Source organism: Phenylobacterium sp., assembly GCF_004799515.1.
GTDB lineage: Bacteria > Pseudomonadota > Alphaproteobacteria > Caulobacterales > Caulobacteraceae > Phenylobacterium.
Genome location: NZ_SSMX01000054.1, coordinates 48,248 through 65,133 on the forward strand (window position 1 = coordinate 48,248; position 16,886 = coordinate 65,133).

The following is a 16,886-nucleotide window of genomic DNA, read 5'->3' on the forward strand; positions in this document are numbered from 1 at the left end:
GGAAAGCCTCGCCGGTTGCGGAGCGTGCTTGTAGCCGGGCCGCAGATGCGCGCAAAACCCCTTTCGATGAGCCGTATCGCTTCCGTTCTCCTGCCGATGCCTCTGCCCGAGGCCTTCGACTACGCCGAGCCGGAAGGCATGGGGCTGGAGCTGGGCGACCAGGTCGCCGCGCCGCTGGGCCCTCGGCTGCTGCGCGGCGTGGTGGTGGGTCTGCGCGAGGCCGCCGGCGGCAACCGGCCACTGAAGCCGCTGGAGGGTTTGCTGGAGGAGCCGCGGCTGCCGCCGGGCACCCTGGCCTTCGTGCAGTGGGCGGCGCGCTATTCGGTGGATTGGCCGGGCCAGCCGCTGGCCATCGCGCTGCGCGGCGCGCGCGCGCCCAAGGCCAAGCCCGTGCGGGTGGTCGAGGCCACCGGCGCCGAGCCCGCGCGGCCCACCCCGGCGCGCACAAAGGTGCTGGAGGCCGCCCGGGCCCAGGCGCTGGCCCCTGCCGACCTGGGCCGCGCGGCCGGCGTCGGCGCGGGGGTGGTCAAGGCGCTGATCGAGGAGGGCGTCCTGACCGTGAGGCTGGTGGAGGCCGAGGCCCGCTTCGACCCGCCCGACCCGGCGCGAGCGGGCGCGGCGCTCAACGCCAGCCAGGCGGCGGCGGCGGCCAGCCTGAAGGCCATGCTGGGCGAGGGCGGCTTCAGCGTCGCCCTGCTGGACGGGGTTACCGGATCGGGCAAGACCGAGGTCTATCTGGAGGCCGCCGCCGCGGCGCTCACGGCCGACCCGGACGCCCAGGTGCTGATCCTGCTGCCGGAGATCGCGCTCACCCAGGCGGTGATCGCCCGCGTCACGGAACGGTTCGGGGCCGCGCCCGGCGAATGGCATTCCGACGTCGCCCCGCCGGCCCGGCGCCGGGTCTGGGAGGCGGTGGCCGGCGGCCGCTGCCGTATCGTGGTCGGCGCACGCTCGGCGCTGTTCCTGCCGTTCCGCAAGCTGGCCCTGATCGTCGTCGACGAGGAGCACGACGCCTCCTTCAAGCAGGAGGAGGGCTTCATCTATCAGGCCCGCGACCTGGCGGTGGCGCGCGGCAAGATCGAGGACGCCGGCGTGATCCTGGCCTCGGCCACGCCGTCGCTGGAGACCCTGCGCAACGCCGAGCAGGGCCGCTACCGCTGGCTGAGGCTGGCCGCGCGCCACGGCGAGGCGCGGCTTCCGGACATCCAGCTCATCGACCTGCGCGAGGCCCCGCCGGACGCCGGCCGCTGGCTCTCGCCGCCCCTGGTCAAGGCCATGGGCGAGACCTTCGCCCGGGGCGAGCAGAGCCTCTTGTTCCTCAACCGCCGAGGCTATGCGCCGCTGGTGCTGTGCAAGGCCTGCGGCGAGCGAATGACCGCGCCCGACACCGACAGCTGGCTGGTGGAGCATCGCTATTCCGGCCGGCTGGTCTGCCACCTGACCGGCTTTTCGATGCTGAAGCCCAAGGCCTGCCCGCATTGCGGCGCGCACGACTCCCTGGTCTCGATCGGCCCCGGCGTGGAGCGGGTGGAGGAAGAGGCGCGCGAGCTGTTCCCGCAGGCCCGGGTGGCGGTCTTCTCCTCCGACACCGCCTTCGACGCCCGCGAGGGACGGCGGCTGATCGAGGCCATGGCCGACGGCCAGATCGACATCCTGGTGGCCACCCAGGCCGCGGCCAAGGGGCACAATTTTCCGAACCTGACCCTGGTGGGCGTGGTGGACGCGGACCTCGGCTTGCGCGGCGGCGACCTGCGGGCGGCGGAGCGGACCTATCAGCTGCTGGCCCAGGCCACGGGCCGGGCGGGGCGCAAGGACAAGCCCGGCTGCGCCCTGCTGCAGACCTGGGCGCCGGAGCATGCGGTGATGCAGGCGCTGGCGGCGCAGGACCGCGACGCCTTCGTCGAGGCCGAGATGGGCGAGCGCGAACTGGCCGGCCTGCCGCCGTTCGGGCGGCTGGCGGCGGCGGTGGTCTCCGGGCTCGATCCGGCGCAGCTGGAGGCTTTCGTCCAGACCATGGCCCAGGCCGCGCCCAATTCGCCCGGCGTGGAGGTCTATGGGCCGGCGGACGCCCCGCTCGGCCTGGTGCGCGGCCGCCGGCGCAAGCGCTTCCTGGTGCGCGCCGACCGGGGCGTGGACCTGTCGGCCTACATGGCCACCTGGCGCGCGCGCATAAAGCCGCCGGCCTCGGTGCGCGTGGCCATCGACATCGACCCCTACAGTTTCCTGTAGGGGCGGGTCAGACGGTCCGGATCAGGCCGCGGCGAACGCGGCGCGGCGGCGGCGCAGGGCCGCGCCGGTGAAGCCGAAGCCCAGGATCATCAAGGCCCAGACCGCCGGCTCCGGCACGCCCGGCACATGCGGCGGCGCCGGATCGAGGCCCAGCAGATTGCCGGCGAAGGGGTTCCCGTCGTTGATCTGGGTCGCGCCTAGGGTATCGCTGAAGCTGTTGACGATCAGCTCGCCGTTCAGCTGGCCCCAGCCGCCCAGGTAGGCGGCGTCGGGCGCCAGCACCGAGCCCTGCATGCTGATGCCGGAGAACGACAGGGTCGTGGCGTCGGAGAAGTTCCACAGCACGTCGGAGGCGTTGCCGCCGTTGATGGTGATGCCGGCGTTGGAGAAGCTGTCGGCGGTCCCATTGACGTTGATCACCGCGAAGGTCCCGGGCGTCAGGTTGATGGTGAGCGTGTTGGTGTGGGAGAGCTGAGAGCCTGAGATATCGAAGACGCTGAGGCCGCTGGAAGCGCCGGTGAGCGTGTACTGGCCGCCCCACGGCGGGACGTAGACCGTGCCGTTCGGCGTATAGTTGCTGAGCAGGGTGGAGACCTGGCCAAGCCGCGTCGCCTCGGCGGCGAAGTTCACCGGCAGGGCCGTGCCGGCGGGCTGCAGGCCGGCCGTCGACCAGTTCTGGTAGTTGGTGGTCCCGCCGACGATGGTGCCGCCCTTGGTCGAGCCGCCGTGCGCGGTGAGGTTGCCGCCCACCACCAGGTTGACCGTGCTGGCGGACGCGTCGGCGCCCACCGAATAGGACCCGAGCGTGGCGTTGCCGCCCACGGCCACGCGGCCTTCGACATCGCTGCTGCTCATGTTCATGTTGCCCAGGACGAAGAGGTTGTAATCTTGGGCTTGGTCCGCCAGGGCGGCGACGGGGGTAAGGGCCACGACCGCAAGGGCGGCGGTGGCGGCGGCGAGGCCGCGAACTCTACGCATGACGATAATACTCCAGGCGAACTTATCGCCAATTACTAACTCTACGGCCCAGGTAGGGGTTCGGACGCAGCCACGCAACCGCGTCAGAGCGTCGCTGTAGAGTTTCGGCCGCTATGGAGCCGTCGGGGTGGCGTCAGCCGCCGCGGCGCAGCTGAAGGTCTTCGCCGCTCGAGCGGTGGGAGACGAACAGGCTGTTGCTCCAGCGGTGGAAGGCGATCAGCTCATGGCCGTCCTTCCCCAGGAACTCCACCCCGTCGGACGTCGCCTGCCAGGTGGCGGGCGCGCCGGGGATCGCATCGCGGCACAGCGCCTCGGCCTTGGCCGCGTGGTCGGCGCCAAGGGTCACCCGGCAGAGGTCCTGTCCATTGGAGGAAACGGTCCAGGCGCCGGCCGCCTCAGAGGGGTTGAGCGGCACGCCGGCCTCGTGGTCCGCGGCGTGGACGCCGGTGGCGCCGGCGACGAGCGCAGCCGCGGCGGCGGCCGCCGCCAGGCAGAGGTTCAGGGTTGAGGCTGTCATGATGACCTCCGGCAGGTGAGGCCTGCTAAACGCAGGGCGGGCGCCGTGGTTGCCGCCGAAGGCGGGTTGATATTCGAATTGTCTGTATCCGGCGCAAGCTAAAGATCAGCATGCTGTAGGATATTGGAATTCAAAGATCTCTAGAAAGCAACTGAGGTGAAATCACGGTGAAGCTTACAGCCCCATGATGGATCGGCGACATTTAAAAGCTCAGAGCGGCCACAAATAATTGTCGCAAGGTTCGCAAACGGCGGCGCGGCGGCGGATTTAGACTGATGGCGCGGGGGCGGCCTGCACAGCAGCGAACCCGCCGACCCGCGAACCCGCCAGCCCGAGAGGACGCCGCATGACCACGGCCCATACCGCGCACGAACACCACACCCACGCCGCTGACCATCACGAAAAGGCCGCGCATCATCATCGCGAAGCCGCCAGCCATCACGAGGCCGGCGACGCCGAGACCGCGGGCCACCACGCCCATGTCGCCAGCGGCCACGCCGCCAACGCCGCGCACCACGCGACCGAGGCCAGCAAGCTCCACGCCGAGCACCACGGCCACGAGGGTGATCACGTGGCGCACGACCACGAAGAGATGGAAGAAGAAGACGCCTAAGGCGCCTAGTCCGCGCCCTGGCGGCCCGGCGCCCCGGCGGCCCGGCCGCCGCCGGGGCGTCAGGGCCGCGAAGCCCTAGGCCGGCGTCCGGCCGCGCGGGCGGGCGCTGGCGCGATTGCCGGAAAGCTCACGGTGGGCCTGGCGTCCGTCGGAGGTGAGCCGTAGCCCGCCACCCGTCTCCACGACCCAGGAAATGGTCTTCAGCGCTTCGACCCAGGCGCGATCATATTCGGGCGGCTCGCCAGCGCCTTGCGCGATGGCGTCGAGCACCCGGAATGCTTCCTGCATAGATCTGGCCGAGATCGGTCCCACATCACGCCCCCGTGCGTGCGGCATGACAATAGCGTGACGGACGCCGCCGCGACAGCCCCCAAGGCGACATCCGGCGCCCAGCTTGCGGGCGTTTCCGCGGCCCGGCGCCCTTGTCTCAAACTTGTGATGCGCCGCCGCCGGGATTCGCCCGACACGCGAACACCTCATCTTGCCACGCGAGCTCTTGTTTCATTCCGTTACAGGGGCGTGATCCAAAGTCACTGCACGTCTGCGTCAGCTATAATATGGCTAAAAAAGACCGAACGAATAGATACATCGGGGCAGCGAAGACGGTCCGGATGGGATCCACATCTTGAATGTAAGGAAGATGTTGGGCTATTTTTCTTGTCAACTCTCGAAATTCGCAACTATTCGGCCAATCCCTATCGGATCGGTCGCGATAGACCGTCCGTGGCGGATCGCCGCCCATTTCTAAACCCTCTTTTCACTCTATCGGCGATAGGGTTATCTCTTGCCCAGTAGCGTCGGGGAGTTCCAAAAACATGCTTAAGCGGACGAGAACCCTTTTGGGTTCCCTCGCCGTCGCGGCGGTTATGAGTCTCGCGCCCATCACGGGCGGAGCGCTCGCGGAGACCTATTGGCAGTGCGCGCCCTTCGCGCGCCTGGTGTCCGGCATCCAGATTTTCGGCGACGCCTACACCTGGTGGCAGCAGGCCATCGGCAAGTACGAAGAGGGCTTCACGCCCCGCGCCGGCGCCGTCCTGTGCTTCAAGCCCACCGAGCGTATGCGCCTGGGCCATGTGGCGGTGGTGAGCGAGGTGCTCACCGACCGCATCGTCCAGATCACCCACGCCAACTGGTCGCCCATCGAAGGCTCGCGCGGCAAGGTGGAGAAGGACGTGACACTGGTCGACGTCTCGCCTGAGGGCAACTGGAGCGAGGTGAAGGTCTGGTACGACCCCAGCCGCGACCTGGGCGGGTCCACCTACCAGACCTACGGCTTCATCTATCAGGACACCCGCGCCAAGCTGCTGGCGGCCACCGGCCTGTCCAACGCCGAGAACACGGCCATCGCCATGGCCCAGTCGGCGGCCAGCCAGATGGCCTCGGCGGTGCGGCCCGGCTCCGGCCCGCTGCAGATGCTGAACCAGGCGGCGGATTCCACCGACCGCATCGCGGCCCTGATCGCCAAGGCGGCCCGCGGCGACAACGGCGGCAACTAGGCCGCGGTCGGCCGCCGGGTTCGGTCGAAATAACCTGATCTCTGAAGGGGGCGGCGCAACCGTTCCTTAAGTGACGGTGGCGCACCCTGGCGACGCTCAAAGGTCACCGATGCCGTCCCAAGCCCAACCTCACCATCTGGCCCTCGACGCCCAAGCGCTGCGCGAGGCGGTCGAGGCGCACCAGCGCTATCTGGGCGGCCGCTCCGGCGGCCGGCGCCTCAGCCTGACCTACGCCGATCTCTCCAACTGCACCCTGGAGGGCTTGGACCTGCGCGAAGCCGACTTCGCCGGGGCCAATTTCCATGGCGCTACGCTGGCCCGCGCCAACCTGACCCGCGGCATCCTGTTCGGGGCCGACCTGCGCGAGGCCGACCTGCGCCGCGCCAACCTGAGCCGCGCCGACCTGCGCGGGGCCTGCCTGCGCGGAGCCAACCTGGCCGGCGCCGAGCTGCCCGGCTGCGACCTGCGCGAGGGCCGCATCGCCCTGCAGGACAAGCTCGACGGCTTCCGCATCCTGCGCCACGAGCACCGCCCGGGCGAACTGAACTACGCCATCCTGTCGGGGGCCAATCTGGCCGGCGCCCAGATGGCCGGCGCGGTGGCCATGTCCGCCGACTTCACCGACGCCAACCTCTCCGGCGCCTCGCTCACCGGGGCGAAGCTCACCCGCGCCGTGCTGGACGGGGCCGACCTCACCGGCGCCGACCTGGTCGGCGCGGACCTTTCCGGCGCCTCGATGAAGCGCGCAGTGCTCTCCGGCGCCAACCTTGAGAACGCCATCCTCGACGACGTCGACATGACCGACGTGCTGCGCGCTCCGCCGCCGGTGGTCTATGTGGACGAACGCCCGCTGGACAAGGTGCTGGCCGAACACGAGGCCTATTGCGATTCCGCCGGCGCCCGCGGCTCGGTGATCGAGATGAGCGGCGTCGACTTCCGCCCCATGCGCAGCCTGAAGGCGCGGCGCCTGACCGCCCTGGTGGCCCGCAACGGCGTCTTCTTCGGCCTCGACCTGCAGGCGGTGCAGTTCCAGGGCGCGGACCTCTCAGGCAGCGACTTCCGCGGCTGCGATCTGCGCGACGCCGACCTGCGCGGGGCCAAGCTCTCCGGCGCCTCCTTCACCCGCGCCGACCTGCGCGGCGCCAAGCTCGGACCCCTGACCATCGGCGACGGCCGCTTCGTGCGCACCGACTTCACGCGGGCGACCCTGCGCGGCGCGGACCTGCGCGGCGCCCACGCCCACCGCGCCCGCTTCCTGGAAGCCGACATGAACGGCGCGAACCTGGCCGGCTGCGACCTGACGGACGCCGAGCTGGAAGTCTAGAGGTCCTCGATCCCGCAGCTCAGCACCTCGCAGATGCGGCGCGCGACGATCGAGCGGTGGCAGTCGCCGGCGCTGGCCTCGTAGCAGAGCAGCGCCACCTTCTTGTCCCGCGCCAGCTCGGTGGCCTTGGCGAGTTCCAGCTGCGCCTTGGGCTCGGCCATGTGCGCCTCGAAGATCTCGTGCATCTCGCCCACCCGCCCGGCGCGGGCGGCGATGCGGCCGGGCTTGGGCGTGCCCAGCTCGCGCAGATGGACATAGCCGATTCCGGCCTCGTTCAGGCTGGCCGCCAGCAGGGTCTTGGAAAACCCCGCGCGGCGCGATGAGGCCACGGCTCGAACGTCGATCACCACCTCGACGCCGGCCCCCTTCAGCCGGTCGATGACGACGGGCTGGGTTTCCTTCTCGTAGCCGATGGTCGCGAGCTTCATCTCTTCTCCTCTCGGCGGCCCCGGCTATATGGAAGCTTAAGCCAGGGGACGGAATGGACGCCAGCATCGCAGAGCCGCGCGCGCGGACGTTTCCCCTGCCCAGCCGCGGCGGGGCCATGGCGGCGCTGGAGTCCGGGCCGCGGGACCGGCCGGTCGACATCGTCTTCTCCCACGCCAACGGCTTCAACGCCCGCAGCTACCGCACGATCCTGGCGCCGCTGGGCGAGCGGCTGCGCATCCTGGCGATCGACCTGCGCGGCCACGGGGCGAGCACGCTTCCGGCGGCGATCGAGGGCCGCCAGGGCTGGCTGGAGTTCCGCGACGACCTCCTGGCGCTGCTGGCGGCGGCGTGCGAGGCGCCGGCGGTGCTGGCCGGCCATTCCATGGGCGGGACCACCAGCCTGCTGGCCGCCGCCGCGGAGCCGGATCGGGTGCGGGCGCTCGCCCTGTTCGATCCGGTGGTCTTCCCTGTCGAGGCGCAAGCCGCCGGCGGGGCGGCGGAATCGCCCCTGGTCGCCGGCGCCCTGCGGCGGCGCGCGACCTTCCCCAGCCGGGCGGCGGCCTTCGAGGCCTATCGCGGGCGCGGGGCCTTCAGAACGTGGCGCGACGAGCAGCTTCTCGACTACGTCGCCGCAGGCTTCCGCGAGACGCCGGACGGCGAGATGACGCTGACCTGCACGCCGCAGTGGGAGGCGTCGAACTTCCGCACCCACAACTACGATCCCTGGGCGGCCTTCCACGCGAGCCGTTGCCCGATCCGCGTCCTGCGCGCGGAGGAGGCCTCGACCTTCCGCCTGGAAGGCCATGAGGGCGACCTGGGCGGCGACGGCCGCATCCAGGTGGAGACCGTGCCGGGGACGACCCACTTCCTGCCCATGGAGCGGCCGGACCTGGTCCGCGCGACCCTGGAGGCCAGCGCCGCCCTCTAGAGCGTCAGGCTAGAGCGTGAGGCCGGGGATCATCCGCGCGTTCGCCTCGGCCAGGGCCTCGTCCGAAAGGGTGATCATCTTGCGCGTCTCCAGGTCGAAGGAGACGGCGATGGCCTCGGCCACGCCCCAGGGGCGGCCGCTGTCGGGGTCGAGCAGCCAGTGGGTCAGCCGCCGGAACCGCGCGTCGCCGCCGGAGGCGCCGGAGCGCAGCTCCACCCGGTCGCCGGTCCTGGGCCAGGCCAGGTGGATCAGCCGGTATTCCAGCGCCGCGCCGCCGACCCGCGCGCCCAACTCATCCACCCCAGGCCGGCGGCCCTCGAAGACGTGCGGGATGCCGCTGGAGATGCGGGCCATCATCAGCTCGGTGCGCATGCGCCCGAAGACGTCGCAGTCGCCGGGCCCCACCGCGCCGAGCGCAGTGCGCGGCAGGTTGAGCGCCTCGGCGCGCTCAAGGCTCGCCTGGCTCTCCACGGGCCCCAGCCCGATGCTGCGCGCCGCGGCCTCCGGCGGGATCTCGACGGCGAGGGCGGCGGCGCGCGCGCGGATGCGCTGCGGCCAGGGAAACGGCCGGGCCTCGTCGGCGGTGGCGTGAGCCACCACCGTCTGGAAGCTGGCGGCGATCTCACCGGAGCGGTGGCGCAGCAGGAAGAGCAGGCGCGCGTCCGCCTCGCCCATCTCCACCACGCCGGCGGTCATCGCCAGAGGCGCATTGGGCCGGGCTTCGCGCAGGAAGCGGATGTGCTGCTCGCGCACGATAAGGGTGGCGCGCGCGTCGGGGGCGAAGGCGCCGGCCATGCCGAGCTCCGCCGCCAGCCCGGCCAGGCCCTCCATGGACCGCGCCACGTAGAAGCCGACGTTGAGGTGGCCCATGGCGTCGCATTCCCAGCTCGCGACGCTGCCCCGCCAGACCTCCACCGCTTCCCCCAAAGGTCCGCTCCCCACTGCGACGCAGGCCTAGAGTCTACGGGCGACGGCCCCTTGCGCCTAGCGCTGGTCGTAGGGCGATTTCATGAGCTCGGCTTCCTTGGCGCAGGCGGCGGGGTCCGGCGCGGGGCCGGCCTTGCGGGCGGCGGCGATCTCCTGGCGCGCGACATCCAGGTCGGCGCGGAATTCCGGCGAGCTGTGCAGGGCCGCGACCAGGATCGAGCCGTTGGTCCGCCCGGCCTCCACCGCGCTCATGTTGTGCACCCCGCAGACCAGCCGACTCTCGCCGAACGCCCGGGCGCGGACCAGGATCTCGGTGGCGCGGTCAGGGACGATCTCGGCCAGGATCAGGCCCACCGCCCAGCTGAAGGTGTTGTGGCCGGAGGGATAGTCCCAGGTCTTCTCGATGCCGCCGTGCTGGTCGATGCAGGTCGGACCCTGGTCGATCAGGAACGGCCGCTGGCGCTTCCAGAAGTCCTTGGGGCCATTCATGACGGTGGTGGAGTCGCGGCCGATGCGCGGGATCATCGACATGAACTTGGGCGCGTTCTGCGCGGTCAGCTGGACGCCGAGCGCGCAGCTGAGGTCGGCCACGTAGCGGCCGGTGTTGTCGTCATTGAGCGACAGAGCGAAGCGCGGCGTGCCCTCCAGCTTGCGGGTGGCCAGGAACATCTTGCGGTCCGCCTCGTAGCGGATGTCGCCCTTCTGCGGCGCGGGCGGCAGGATCTTCAGCGTATCGGGCAGCTGGGCCGCACCCAGGTAAGGCTTGATCTGCGGCAGCGGCGCCATCGAGGGCGCGGGATCCGCGCCCAGGGTCAGGAACGCCACACCGACCGCCGCGGCGGCCACGCCAAGCTTCCACGCCATCCCGCTCTCCCACTCTTTCAGCCCTCCGTGTTGCAGAGCCGAACCGCAGATTCAACCGCCCCGCTGGCAATTCGCTGGCGAGCGCCGCGCCTGGATTAAAAATCTTGACTCGAAAATTGATAAAATGAATATTGCTGTCATGACCGATACGAAATCCCAAGACTGGCAGGCGTTGAGCGAGCTGACCCGCGGACGGCCCATCCTCGTGGAGCGGGTGCGGCTGACCGAAAGCGGCGTGGCGATCGAAGGCGCCTTCGAGCTGCCGCGCCTGGCCCAGCTGTCCGCCGAGGACCAGGTCTTCGTCGCCGCCTTCGTGCGCAGCCACGGCTCGATCAAGGAGATGGAGCAGGTGTTCGGCGTCTCCTATCCCACGGTGAAGGCCCGGCTGAACCGTATCGCCGCCGGCCTGGAGTTCATCGAGACCGATCCGACGCCCGGCCGCGAGGAGGTGCTGTCGCGCCTGGCCCGCGGCGAGATCAGCGCCGAGCAGGCGATTTCCGAACTGGAGGGCAAGGCATGACCCCTTCGCCGAAAGCGATCCGCCACTTCGGCCTGGCCGCGCTGGAGGCCCGCGCGGCGCGGACCCGGCAGGCCACGGCCGCGCCGCCGACCCCGCCGCCGGTCTCGCTGGTCTGGACGAGCCCGCCGGCGCACAGGCCGCCCGTCATGGTGCGGCTTTGGCTGCCGGTGACGCCGCTCTTCCTGCTGCTGTCGCCCTTTCCGATCCTGGCGATCCCGTTGCTCTACCTCATCCCCATCAGGGGGATGAACTGGGCCGCCGCGGTGTTCGCCGTCGGCCGCGTGCTGCTGGCCACGGGCGGCATGGATATCGACGTCAAAACCCAAGACGCCATCGTGCGCCTCAAGTTCTTCTAAGGAGACCTCCCATGAACGACGACCGTCGCTCGGTCCTGCAGATGCTGGCCGATGGCAAGATCACCGCCGACGAGGCCGAACGCCTGCTGTCGGCCCTCGACCGCAACGGCGCGCCGCCGCCCAGCCAACCGGGCCGGTCGGTGGGAACCAACAACGCGCCGAAATACCTGCGGGTCTCGGTGGACACCGACGAGGCCGACGAGGGCCCGACCAAGGTCAATATCCGCGTGCCGATGGCCCTGCTGCGCGCCGGCGTCCGGCTCTCCAGCCTAATCCCGCCGGCCGCGCGCGATCAGGTCAACGCCGAACTTTCCAAGAATGGCGTGCCCTTCGACATCAGCCAGTTGAAACCGGAGAACCTCGAGGATCTGATCGACCAGCTCAGCGATCTGACGGTGGACGTCGACCAGGAACGCACCAAGGTCCGCATCTACTGCGAATGAGCCGCCGCAAGCCGGGCCGCGATCAGCCGCGGCTCTGGCGGATATAGGCGCCGACGCCCTCGACGAGGTGATCGAACATCAGGCGCATGCGCCGGCTGCCGCGCAGGTTCTCGTGCATGACGATCCAGCAGCCCAGGGTGAAGAAGTCGAAGTTCGGCAGCACCCGCACCAGGCCGTAGCGCCGGCCGAGCCCGGTCTGGACGACGCCGATGCCGAAGCCGGCGCGCACGGCGGCCAGCTGCGCCAGGTCGCTGTCGGAGCGGAAGGTGAAGGTCTCGCGGCTCACCGGCATGTTGATGCCCGGCACATCGCGCATGCCGCGCGCGGCTGAATCGAAGCCCACGATGGTGTGGCCCTTGAAGTCCTCCAGCATCTCCGGCGCGCCGTGCCGTTCGAGGTATTCGGCGGTGGCGTAGAAGCCCAGCACCACCTCGCCCACCTTCTTGGCGATCAGCGAGCTCTGGCTGGGCGGGGTCATGCGCACGGCGATGTCGGCCTCGCGGCGCGACAGGTCGTCGTTGAAGTTGGACAGCATCAGCTCGATCACCACGCCCGGATGCTGCTCGCGGAAGCTGGTGAGCATGGGCGGCAGCACCTCGGCGCCGACGATCTCGCTGGCGGTGATGCGGATCGAGCCCACCAGGGAGTTGGCCGCGCCGGAGGCGTCGCGCACGGCGGCCGAGGCCGCGGCCGACATGTCGTGCAGGTGCGGCTTGAGCTCCAGCGCCAGGTCGGTGGGCTGCAGGCCGCGCGGGCTGCGCAGGAAGAGCGGCGAGCCCAGCCGCTGCTCCAGGGTCTCGATGTGGCGGCCCAGCGTCGGCTGAGTCAGCCCCCGCAGCTTGGCTGCGGCGGACAGCGAGCCCGCCTCCAGCACGGCGTGCAGGCTCTGGAACAGGTCCCAGTCGTTCGGCCCCGGCATGCGTTCCTGAATACCTGACCCAGAAGATTCGACAATTCTGTTGGAGGTACATGGGGCGCATCTCTGCCGCGGACAAGAGCGGGAGACACCCATGGTTGGGAACGACGGCAGGCTGGCGTTGGTGATCGGCGCCACCGGCGGGATCGGCGGGGCGGCGGCCGAGCGGCTGTTGGCCGAGGGCTGGCGCGTGCGCGCCCTGCACCGCGACCCCGAAGCCGCCCGGCGCAAGGCGGGGCGGCCCGGCCTGGACTGGGTGAAGGGCGACGCCATGGTGGAGGCTGAGGTGGTCGCCGCCGCCGAGGGCGCTGACCTGCTGGTCTATGGCGCCAACCCGCCGGGCTACCGCAACTGGGCGGGGCTGCAGATGCCGATGCTGCGCTCGGCGATGGCCGCGGCCCTGGCGGCGGACGCCCGCCTGGTCTTCCCGGGCACGATCTACAACTACGGGCCCGACGCCTTTCCCGAGCTCCGCGAGGACAGCCCGCAGCACCCGGCGACCCGCAAGGGCGCGATCCGCGTGCAGATGGAACAGGCGCTGAAGACGGCCTCCGAAACCGGCCTGAAGGTGCTGATCGTCCGCGCCGGCGACTTCTTCGGCCCCAGGACCACCGCCAACAGCTGGCTGGGCGCGGGCCTGGTGAAGCCCGGCCAGCCGCTGGCCAAGGTCACCTATCCCGGGCCGCTGGAGGTGGCGCACGGCTGGGCCTATCTGCCCGACGTGGCGGAGGCCATGGTGCGGCTGGCGTCGCGCGATGACCTGGCCGCCTTCGAGACCTTCCACATGCGCGGCTATGCGGTCACCGGCCACGAGCTGGTCGCCGCCCTCAGCCAGGCCGCCGGGCGCAAGCTGGCGGTCAGCCGCCTGCCCTGGTTCGCCATCCGCGGCCTCGCGCCCTTCAACGAGACGATGCGCGAGATGCTGGAGATGCGCTACCTCTGGGAGGGCCCGGTGCTGCTGGATAACGCCCGCCTGGCCGCGCGCCTGGGCGCCGAGCCGCACACCCCGCTCGAGACCGCCCTGAGCGCCGCGCTGGAAGGCCTGGATGTGCTGCCGCGACCGGCGACAGCGGCGAAAGCGGCCTGATCGGGTAGGAAATTGCGCCGCACACCTGCGAAATGCGGCGCCGCAGCACTAGACGTGCGCGGGTCGGCGGACCTACATGCGGCTCATGCCCGGCCAAACCTCCCCTTCAGGCAAGACGCTTTACGACAAGATCTGGGACGCCCACGTCGTCACCCAACAGGACGGCGAGGCGATCCTCTATATCGACCTGCACCTGATCCACGAGGTGACCACCCCACAGGCCTTCGCCGGCCTTAGGGCCAACCGGCGCCCAGTGCGCCGGCCGGACCGCACCCTGGCGGTCGCCGACCACAATGTGCCCACCGAGGGCCAGGCCCTGGGCGTGGCCGCGGTGGCCGACGAGGAGGCGCGCCTGCAGCTCCAGACGCTGGAGCGCAACGTCAAGGATCACGGCATCGAGTTCTTCCCGATGGGCGATATCCGCAACGGCATCGTCCACGTGGTCGGACCCGAGCAGGGGCGCACCCAGCCCGGCATGACCATCGTCTGCGGCGACAGCCACACCTCAACCCACGGCGCCTTCGGGGCGCTGGCCCACGGCATCGGCACGTCGGAGGTCGAGCACGTGCTGGCCACCCAAACCCTGCGCCAGAACAAAGCCAAGAACTTCCGGGTCAACATCGAGGGCGAGCCGATCCCGGGCGTCGGCGCCAAGGACTATGCGCTGGCGGTGATCGGGGCGATCGGCACCGCCGGCGGCACGGGCCATGTGATCGAGTTCGCGGGCTCGGCGGTCCGCGCACTCTCCATGGAAGGGCGCATGACGCTCTGCAACCTGACCATCGAGGCGGGCGCGCGCGCCGGGCTGGTGGCGCCGGACGAGACCACCTTCGGCTACCTGCGAGGCCGGCCCTCCGCGCCCAAGGGCGCCGCCTGGGAGATGGCGCTGAGCTACTGGAAGAGCTTCTACAGCGACGCGGACGCCGAGTTCGACCGCGAGATCACCCTGGACGCGGCCCTGATCGCGCCCCTGGTCACCTGGGGCACCAGCCCGGAGGACGTGATCGCGGTCAGCGAGGCTGTGCCCGCGCCGGACAGCTTCGCCAGCCCCGACAAGCGGGCCTCGGCCGAGCGGGCGCTGGAGTACATGGGCCTGACCGCCGGTCAGCCGATCACCGAGGCCAAGGTCGACGTGGTGTTCATCGGCTCCTGCACCAACAGCCGCATCGAGGACCTGCGCGCCGCCGCCAAGATCGTGGAGGGCCGCAGGGTCGCCCCGCACGTGCGGGCCATGGTCGTCCCAGGTTCCGGCCTGGTGCGGGCGCAAGCGGAAGAGGAAGGCCTGGACGAGATCTTCCTGGCCGCCGGCTTCGATTGGCGCGAGCCGGGATGTTCGATGTGCCTGGCGATGAATCCCGACAAGGTGCCGCCCGGCCAGCGCTGCGCGTCCACCTCCAACCGCAACTTCGAGGGCCGCCAGGGCCGCGCCGGACGCACCCACCTGATGAGCCCGGTGATGGCCGCCGCCGCCGCGCTGGCCGGCCACATCGCCGACGTGCGGGACTATCTGTGATCAGGGGTCTCGACCACGTCGCCATCGCCGTCCGCGACTTCGCCGCCGGCGTCGACGGCTATCGCCGACTGCTGGGCCGCGAGCCGGACTTCGCCGGCCGCGACGGCGCCGAACGGGCCTGGTTCCGTTTCCCCAACATGGCGCTGGAGGTCATCGCGCCAAGCGGTGAGGGCGCAGCCGGCGACCGCGTCCGCGCCCGCCTGGATGAGGCTGGCGAGGGAATCTGGTTGGCCGCCTTCGCCGTGGACGACGTCGCCGAAGCCTCGCGCCTGCTGACCCGCCGCGGCCTGGCGGTCGAGCCGGTGGGCGCGCTCGCCCGCGTGCGGGCCGCGGGGCTGGATTTCGTCCTGGCCAGCGCCCACGGCGCCGTCGCCTCGACGCCCCTCGGCGACCCGGCCGCCGACGTCGCCGCCCTGGACCACATCGTCATCGGCACGCCCAACCCCGACCGGGCGCTCGGCCTCTATGGCGCGAAGTTCGGCCTGGACCTGCGGCTGGACCGCGCCAACGAGCAGTGGGGCGCGCGCCAGCTGTTCTTCCGCTGCGGCGGGACGGTGTTCGAGGTCGGCGCGAGCCTCAAGGCGCCCGTCACCGAAAGCCCCGACCGCTTCGGCGGTCTCGCCTGGCGGGTCGCCGATCCGCACGCCGCCCAGGCCCGGATCGCCGCCGCCGGCTTCGACGTCTCCGAGGTGCGCACCGGCCGCAAGCCCGGCACCCATGTCTTCACCGTGCGCGACGCGCCGGGCGGCGCGCCCACCCTGATGCTCAGCGCCGAGCCGATTGCGGAGCCCGCCTGATGGACGCCTTCACCCGCCTGGACGCGAAGATCGCGCCCTTGCCGCTCGCCAACATCGACACCGACCAGATCATCCCCAAGCAGTTCCTGAAGACCGTGGAGCGCGAGGGCTTGGCCAAGGGGCTGTTCTACGACCTGCGCTTCGACGGCGAAGGCCGCGAGCGCAGCGAATTCGTCCTGAACCGGCCGGAGTACAAGGGCGCCGGCGTGCTGGTGGCCGGCGACAACTTCGGTTGCGGCTCCAGCCGCGAGCACGCGCCCTGGGCGCTGATGGACTTCGGCATCCGCTGCGTGGTCTCCACCAGCTTCGCCGACATCTTCTACAACAACTGCTTCCAGAACGGCCTCCTGCCGGTCGTCCTGCCGGCGGCGCAGGTGCAGGCGCTGATGGAGGAGGCCAGGGGCGGCAACCACCTGGTCACTGTCGACCTGGAGGCGCAGACCGTGGTCTCGCCCTCCGGCCAGACCTTCCAGTTCGAGATCGATCCGGTGCGCAAGGCCAAGATGCTGAACGGCCTCGACGCCATCGGCGAGACCCTGCAGGCTGCCGGCGACATCGACACCTATGAGATGAAGCGGGCGCTGGACCGCCCATGGCTGGAAGACGCCTGAAGACCCAAGGGACTGGCCTGTCATGAGCATCATCATCGCCGGCACGGTCCGCGTGCCGCCCGAGAACCTGGCGTCGCTTCGCCCGCACCAGCTCGCCATGCTGGCCGCCAGCCGCGCCGAGGACGGCTGCCTCACCTACAGCTATGGCCTCGACGTGGCCGACGAAGGCCTGGTGCGGGTGTTCGAGGTGTGGCGCGACCAGGCCGCGATCGACGCCCATTTCGCCCAGCCGCACATGGCCGCCTGGCGCGCGGCCTGCGCTGAGCACGGGGTATCCAACCGCCAGCTTGTCCTCTACGAGACCGCCTCGGAACGCGCGCTCTAGACCGCGCTGAAGG

General features: G+C 70.7%; 20 protein-coding genes. 13 read left to right on the forward strand and 7 right to left on the reverse strand.

Going from position 1 to position 16,886, the window contains the following annotated elements; genetic code table 11:
• The first annotated feature begins 45 nt into the window (after positions 1 to 45).
• On the forward strand, positions 46 to 2,229 hold the full coding sequence (locus tag E8A49_RS21570) for a primosomal protein N' (RefSeq protein WP_293386362.1): 2,184 nt from the start codon (positions 46 to 48) through the stop codon (positions 2,227 to 2,229).
• A gap of 21 nt (positions 2,230 to 2,250) precedes the next feature.
• Here the strand turns inward: E8A49_RS21570 and E8A49_RS21575 are convergent, their stop codons facing one another.
• Together E8A49_RS21575 and E8A49_RS21580 are read right to left on the reverse strand one after the other, a co-directional pair.
• Entirely contained in the window at positions 2,251 to 3,207 is a 957-nt protein-coding gene (locus tag E8A49_RS21575) for a choice-of-anchor A family protein (protein WP_293386363.1), read from the reverse strand.
• A gap of 133 nt (positions 3,208 to 3,340) precedes the next feature.
• On the reverse strand, positions 3,341 to 3,724 hold the full coding sequence (locus E8A49_RS21580; RefSeq protein ID WP_293386364.1) for an AprI/Inh family metalloprotease inhibitor: 384 nt from the start codon (positions 3,722 to 3,724) through the stop codon (positions 3,341 to 3,343).
• Positions 3,725 to 4,070: 346 nt separating this feature from the next.
• On the opposite strand from E8A49_RS21580, the gene E8A49_RS21585 reads away from it, so the two are divergent.
• The gene (locus E8A49_RS21585; protein WP_293386365.1) at positions 4,071 to 4,337 is read left to right on the forward strand and encodes a hypothetical protein; all 267 of its coding nucleotides are present in this window, start codon (positions 4,071 to 4,073) and stop codon (positions 4,335 to 4,337) included.
• 75 nt (positions 4,338 to 4,412) lie between these two features.
• On the opposite strand, the gene E8A49_RS21590 is transcribed toward E8A49_RS21585, so the two are convergent.
• Positions 4,413 to 4,607 (reverse strand): hypothetical protein, encoded by a 195-nt coding sequence (locus tag E8A49_RS21590; protein ID WP_293386366.1) that lies wholly within the window; start codon positions 4,605 to 4,607, stop codon positions 4,413 to 4,415.
• Between the two features lie 545 nt (positions 4,608 to 5,152).
• Here E8A49_RS21590 and E8A49_RS21595 point away from each other — a divergent pair.
• A complete protein-coding gene (locus E8A49_RS21595; RefSeq protein ID WP_293386367.1) occupies positions 5,153 to 5,833 on the forward strand; it encodes a CHAP domain-containing protein in 681 nt (226 codons plus the stop codon).
• 109 nt (positions 5,834 to 5,942) lie between these two features.
• Positions 5,943 to 7,157 (forward strand): pentapeptide repeat-containing protein, encoded by a 1,215-nt coding sequence (locus E8A49_RS21600; protein WP_293386368.1) that lies wholly within the window; start codon positions 5,943 to 5,945, stop codon positions 7,155 to 7,157.
• Here the strand turns inward: E8A49_RS21600 and E8A49_RS21605 are convergent.
• Entirely contained in the window at positions 7,154 to 7,585 is a 432-nt protein-coding gene (locus E8A49_RS21605) for a DUF488 family protein (RefSeq protein WP_293386369.1), read from the reverse strand. The genes E8A49_RS21600 and E8A49_RS21605 overlap by 4 nt on opposite strands.
• A gap of 53 nt (positions 7,586 to 7,638) precedes the next feature.
• Between E8A49_RS21605 and E8A49_RS21610 the strand changes: the two genes are divergently transcribed.
• Entirely contained in the window at positions 7,639 to 8,514 is an 876-nt protein-coding gene (locus tag E8A49_RS21610; protein WP_293386370.1) for an alpha/beta hydrolase, read from the forward strand.
• A gap of 9 nt (positions 8,515 to 8,523) precedes the next feature.
• Here E8A49_RS21610 and E8A49_RS21615 read toward each other — a convergent pair whose 3' ends face one another.
• Both E8A49_RS21615 and E8A49_RS21620 read right to left on the reverse strand, forming a co-directional pair.
• Entirely contained in the window at positions 8,524 to 9,441 is a 918-nt protein-coding gene (locus tag E8A49_RS21615) for a thioesterase family protein (RefSeq protein ID WP_293386371.1), read from the reverse strand.
• A 57-nt stretch (positions 9,442 to 9,498) separates the two neighbouring features.
• Positions 9,499 to 10,305, reverse strand: coding sequence for a phosphatase PAP2 family protein (locus E8A49_RS21620; RefSeq protein WP_293386372.1), 807 nt, complete (start codon positions 10,303 to 10,305; stop codon positions 9,499 to 9,501).
• Between the two features lie 139 nt (positions 10,306 to 10,444).
• Here E8A49_RS21620 and E8A49_RS21625 point away from each other — a divergent pair, with 139 nt between their 5' ends.
• From E8A49_RS21625 to E8A49_RS21635, 3 genes are read left to right on the forward strand one after another with little or no spacing between them, the layout of a single operon-like run.
• Positions 10,445 to 10,825 carry a DUF2089 domain-containing protein gene (locus E8A49_RS21625; RefSeq protein WP_293386373.1) on the forward strand — a complete coding sequence of 127 codons (381 nt, stop codon included), beginning with the start codon at positions 10,445 to 10,447 and terminating at the stop codon, positions 10,823 to 10,825.
• Positions 10,822 to 11,181, forward strand: coding sequence for a hypothetical protein (locus tag E8A49_RS21630; RefSeq protein WP_293386374.1), 360 nt, complete (start codon positions 10,822 to 10,824; stop codon positions 11,179 to 11,181). The genes E8A49_RS21625 and E8A49_RS21630 overlap by 4 nt, the downstream gene beginning before the upstream one ends.
• A gap of 11 nt (positions 11,182 to 11,192) precedes the next feature.
• Positions 11,193 to 11,624: a hypothetical protein gene (locus E8A49_RS21635; RefSeq protein WP_293386375.1), complete on the forward strand. Its 432-nt coding sequence runs from the start codon at positions 11,193 to 11,195 to the stop codon at positions 11,622 to 11,624.
• 22 nt (positions 11,625 to 11,646) lie between these two features.
• Here E8A49_RS21635 and E8A49_RS21640 read toward each other — a convergent pair whose 3' ends face one another.
• Positions 11,647 to 12,543 (reverse strand): LysR family transcriptional regulator, encoded by an 897-nt coding sequence (locus E8A49_RS21640; protein ID WP_293386376.1) that lies wholly within the window; start codon positions 12,541 to 12,543, stop codon positions 11,647 to 11,649.
• 91 nt (positions 12,544 to 12,634) lie between these two features.
• On the opposite strand from E8A49_RS21640, the gene E8A49_RS21645 reads away from it, so the two are divergent.
• The 5 genes from E8A49_RS21645 (at position 12,635) to E8A49_RS21665 (ending at position 16,873) form a co-directional block, all read left to right on the forward strand.
• Positions 12,635 to 13,627: an NAD-dependent epimerase/dehydratase family protein gene (locus E8A49_RS21645; protein ID WP_293386377.1), complete on the forward strand. Its 993-nt coding sequence runs from the start codon at positions 12,635 to 12,637 to the stop codon at positions 13,625 to 13,627.
• A gap of 85 nt (positions 13,628 to 13,712) precedes the next feature.
• Positions 13,713 to 15,140, forward strand: coding sequence for a 3-isopropylmalate dehydratase large subunit (leuC, locus tag E8A49_RS21650; protein WP_293386533.1), 1,428 nt, complete (start codon positions 13,713 to 13,715; stop codon positions 15,138 to 15,140).
• Entirely contained in the window at positions 15,137 to 15,937 is an 801-nt protein-coding gene (locus E8A49_RS21655) for a VOC family protein (protein WP_293386378.1), read from the forward strand. The genes leuC and E8A49_RS21655 overlap by 4 nt, the downstream gene beginning before the upstream one ends.
• On the forward strand, positions 15,937 to 16,548 hold the full coding sequence (gene leuD, locus E8A49_RS21660; protein ID WP_293386379.1) for a 3-isopropylmalate dehydratase small subunit: 612 nt from the start codon (positions 15,937 to 15,939) through the stop codon (positions 16,546 to 16,548). Before E8A49_RS21655 ends, leuD begins: the two co-directional genes overlap by 1 nt.
• Before the next feature lie 22 nt (positions 16,549 to 16,570).
• Complete coding sequence (locus E8A49_RS21665) at positions 16,571 to 16,873, forward strand: putative quinol monooxygenase (RefSeq protein WP_293386380.1); 303 nt, start codon at positions 16,571 to 16,573, stop codon at positions 16,871 to 16,873.
• Positions 16,874 to 16,886 lie beyond the last annotated feature (13 nt).

Excerpts from the sequence above, each read along its gene's own strand:
- E8A49_RS21570 (WP_293386362.1), top strand. The coding sequence starts at position 46 with ATGCGCGCAAAACCCCTTTCGATGAGCCGTATCGCTTCCGTTCTCCTG.
- E8A49_RS21575 (WP_293386363.1), bottom strand. The coding sequence starts at position 3,207 with ATGCGTAGAGTTCGCGGCCTCGCCGCCGCCACCGCCGCCCTTGCGGTC.
- E8A49_RS21580 (WP_293386364.1), bottom strand. The coding sequence starts at position 3,724 with ATGACAGCCTCAACCCTGAACCTCTGCCTGGCGGCGGCCGCCGCCGCG.
- E8A49_RS21585 (WP_293386365.1), top strand. The coding sequence starts at position 4,071 with ATGACCACGGCCCATACCGCGCACGAACACCACACCCACGCCGCTGAC.
- E8A49_RS21595 (WP_293386367.1), top strand. The coding sequence starts at position 5,153 with ATGCTTAAGCGGACGAGAACCCTTTTGGGTTCCCTCGCCGTCGCGGCG.
- E8A49_RS21600 (WP_293386368.1), top strand. The coding sequence starts at position 5,943 with ATGCCGTCCCAAGCCCAACCTCACCATCTGGCCCTCGACGCCCAAGCG.
- E8A49_RS21605 (WP_293386369.1), bottom strand. The coding sequence starts at position 7,585 with ATGAAGCTCGCGACCATCGGCTACGAGAAGGAAACCCAGCCCGTCGTC.
- E8A49_RS21610 (WP_293386370.1), top strand. The coding sequence starts at position 7,639 with ATGGACGCCAGCATCGCAGAGCCGCGCGCGCGGACGTTTCCCCTGCCC.
- E8A49_RS21620 (WP_293386372.1), bottom strand. The coding sequence starts at position 10,305 with ATGGCGTGGAAGCTTGGCGTGGCCGCCGCGGCGGTCGGTGTGGCGTTC.
- E8A49_RS21625 (WP_293386373.1), top strand. The coding sequence starts at position 10,445 with ATGACCGATACGAAATCCCAAGACTGGCAGGCGTTGAGCGAGCTGACC.
- E8A49_RS21630 (WP_293386374.1), top strand. The coding sequence starts at position 10,822 with ATGACCCCTTCGCCGAAAGCGATCCGCCACTTCGGCCTGGCCGCGCTG.
- E8A49_RS21635 (WP_293386375.1), top strand. The coding sequence starts at position 11,193 with ATGAACGACGACCGTCGCTCGGTCCTGCAGATGCTGGCCGATGGCAAG.
- E8A49_RS21640 (WP_293386376.1), bottom strand. The coding sequence starts at position 12,543 with ATGCCGGGGCCGAACGACTGGGACCTGTTCCAGAGCCTGCACGCCGTG.
- E8A49_RS21645 (WP_293386377.1), top strand. The coding sequence starts at position 12,635 with ATGGTTGGGAACGACGGCAGGCTGGCGTTGGTGATCGGCGCCACCGGC.
- leuC (WP_293386533.1), top strand. The coding sequence starts at position 13,713 with ATGCCCGGCCAAACCTCCCCTTCAGGCAAGACGCTTTACGACAAGATC.
- leuD (WP_293386379.1), top strand. The coding sequence starts at position 15,937 with ATGGACGCCTTCACCCGCCTGGACGCGAAGATCGCGCCCTTGCCGCTC.
- E8A49_RS21665 (WP_293386380.1), top strand. The coding sequence starts at position 16,571 with ATGAGCATCATCATCGCCGGCACGGTCCGCGTGCCGCCCGAGAACCTG.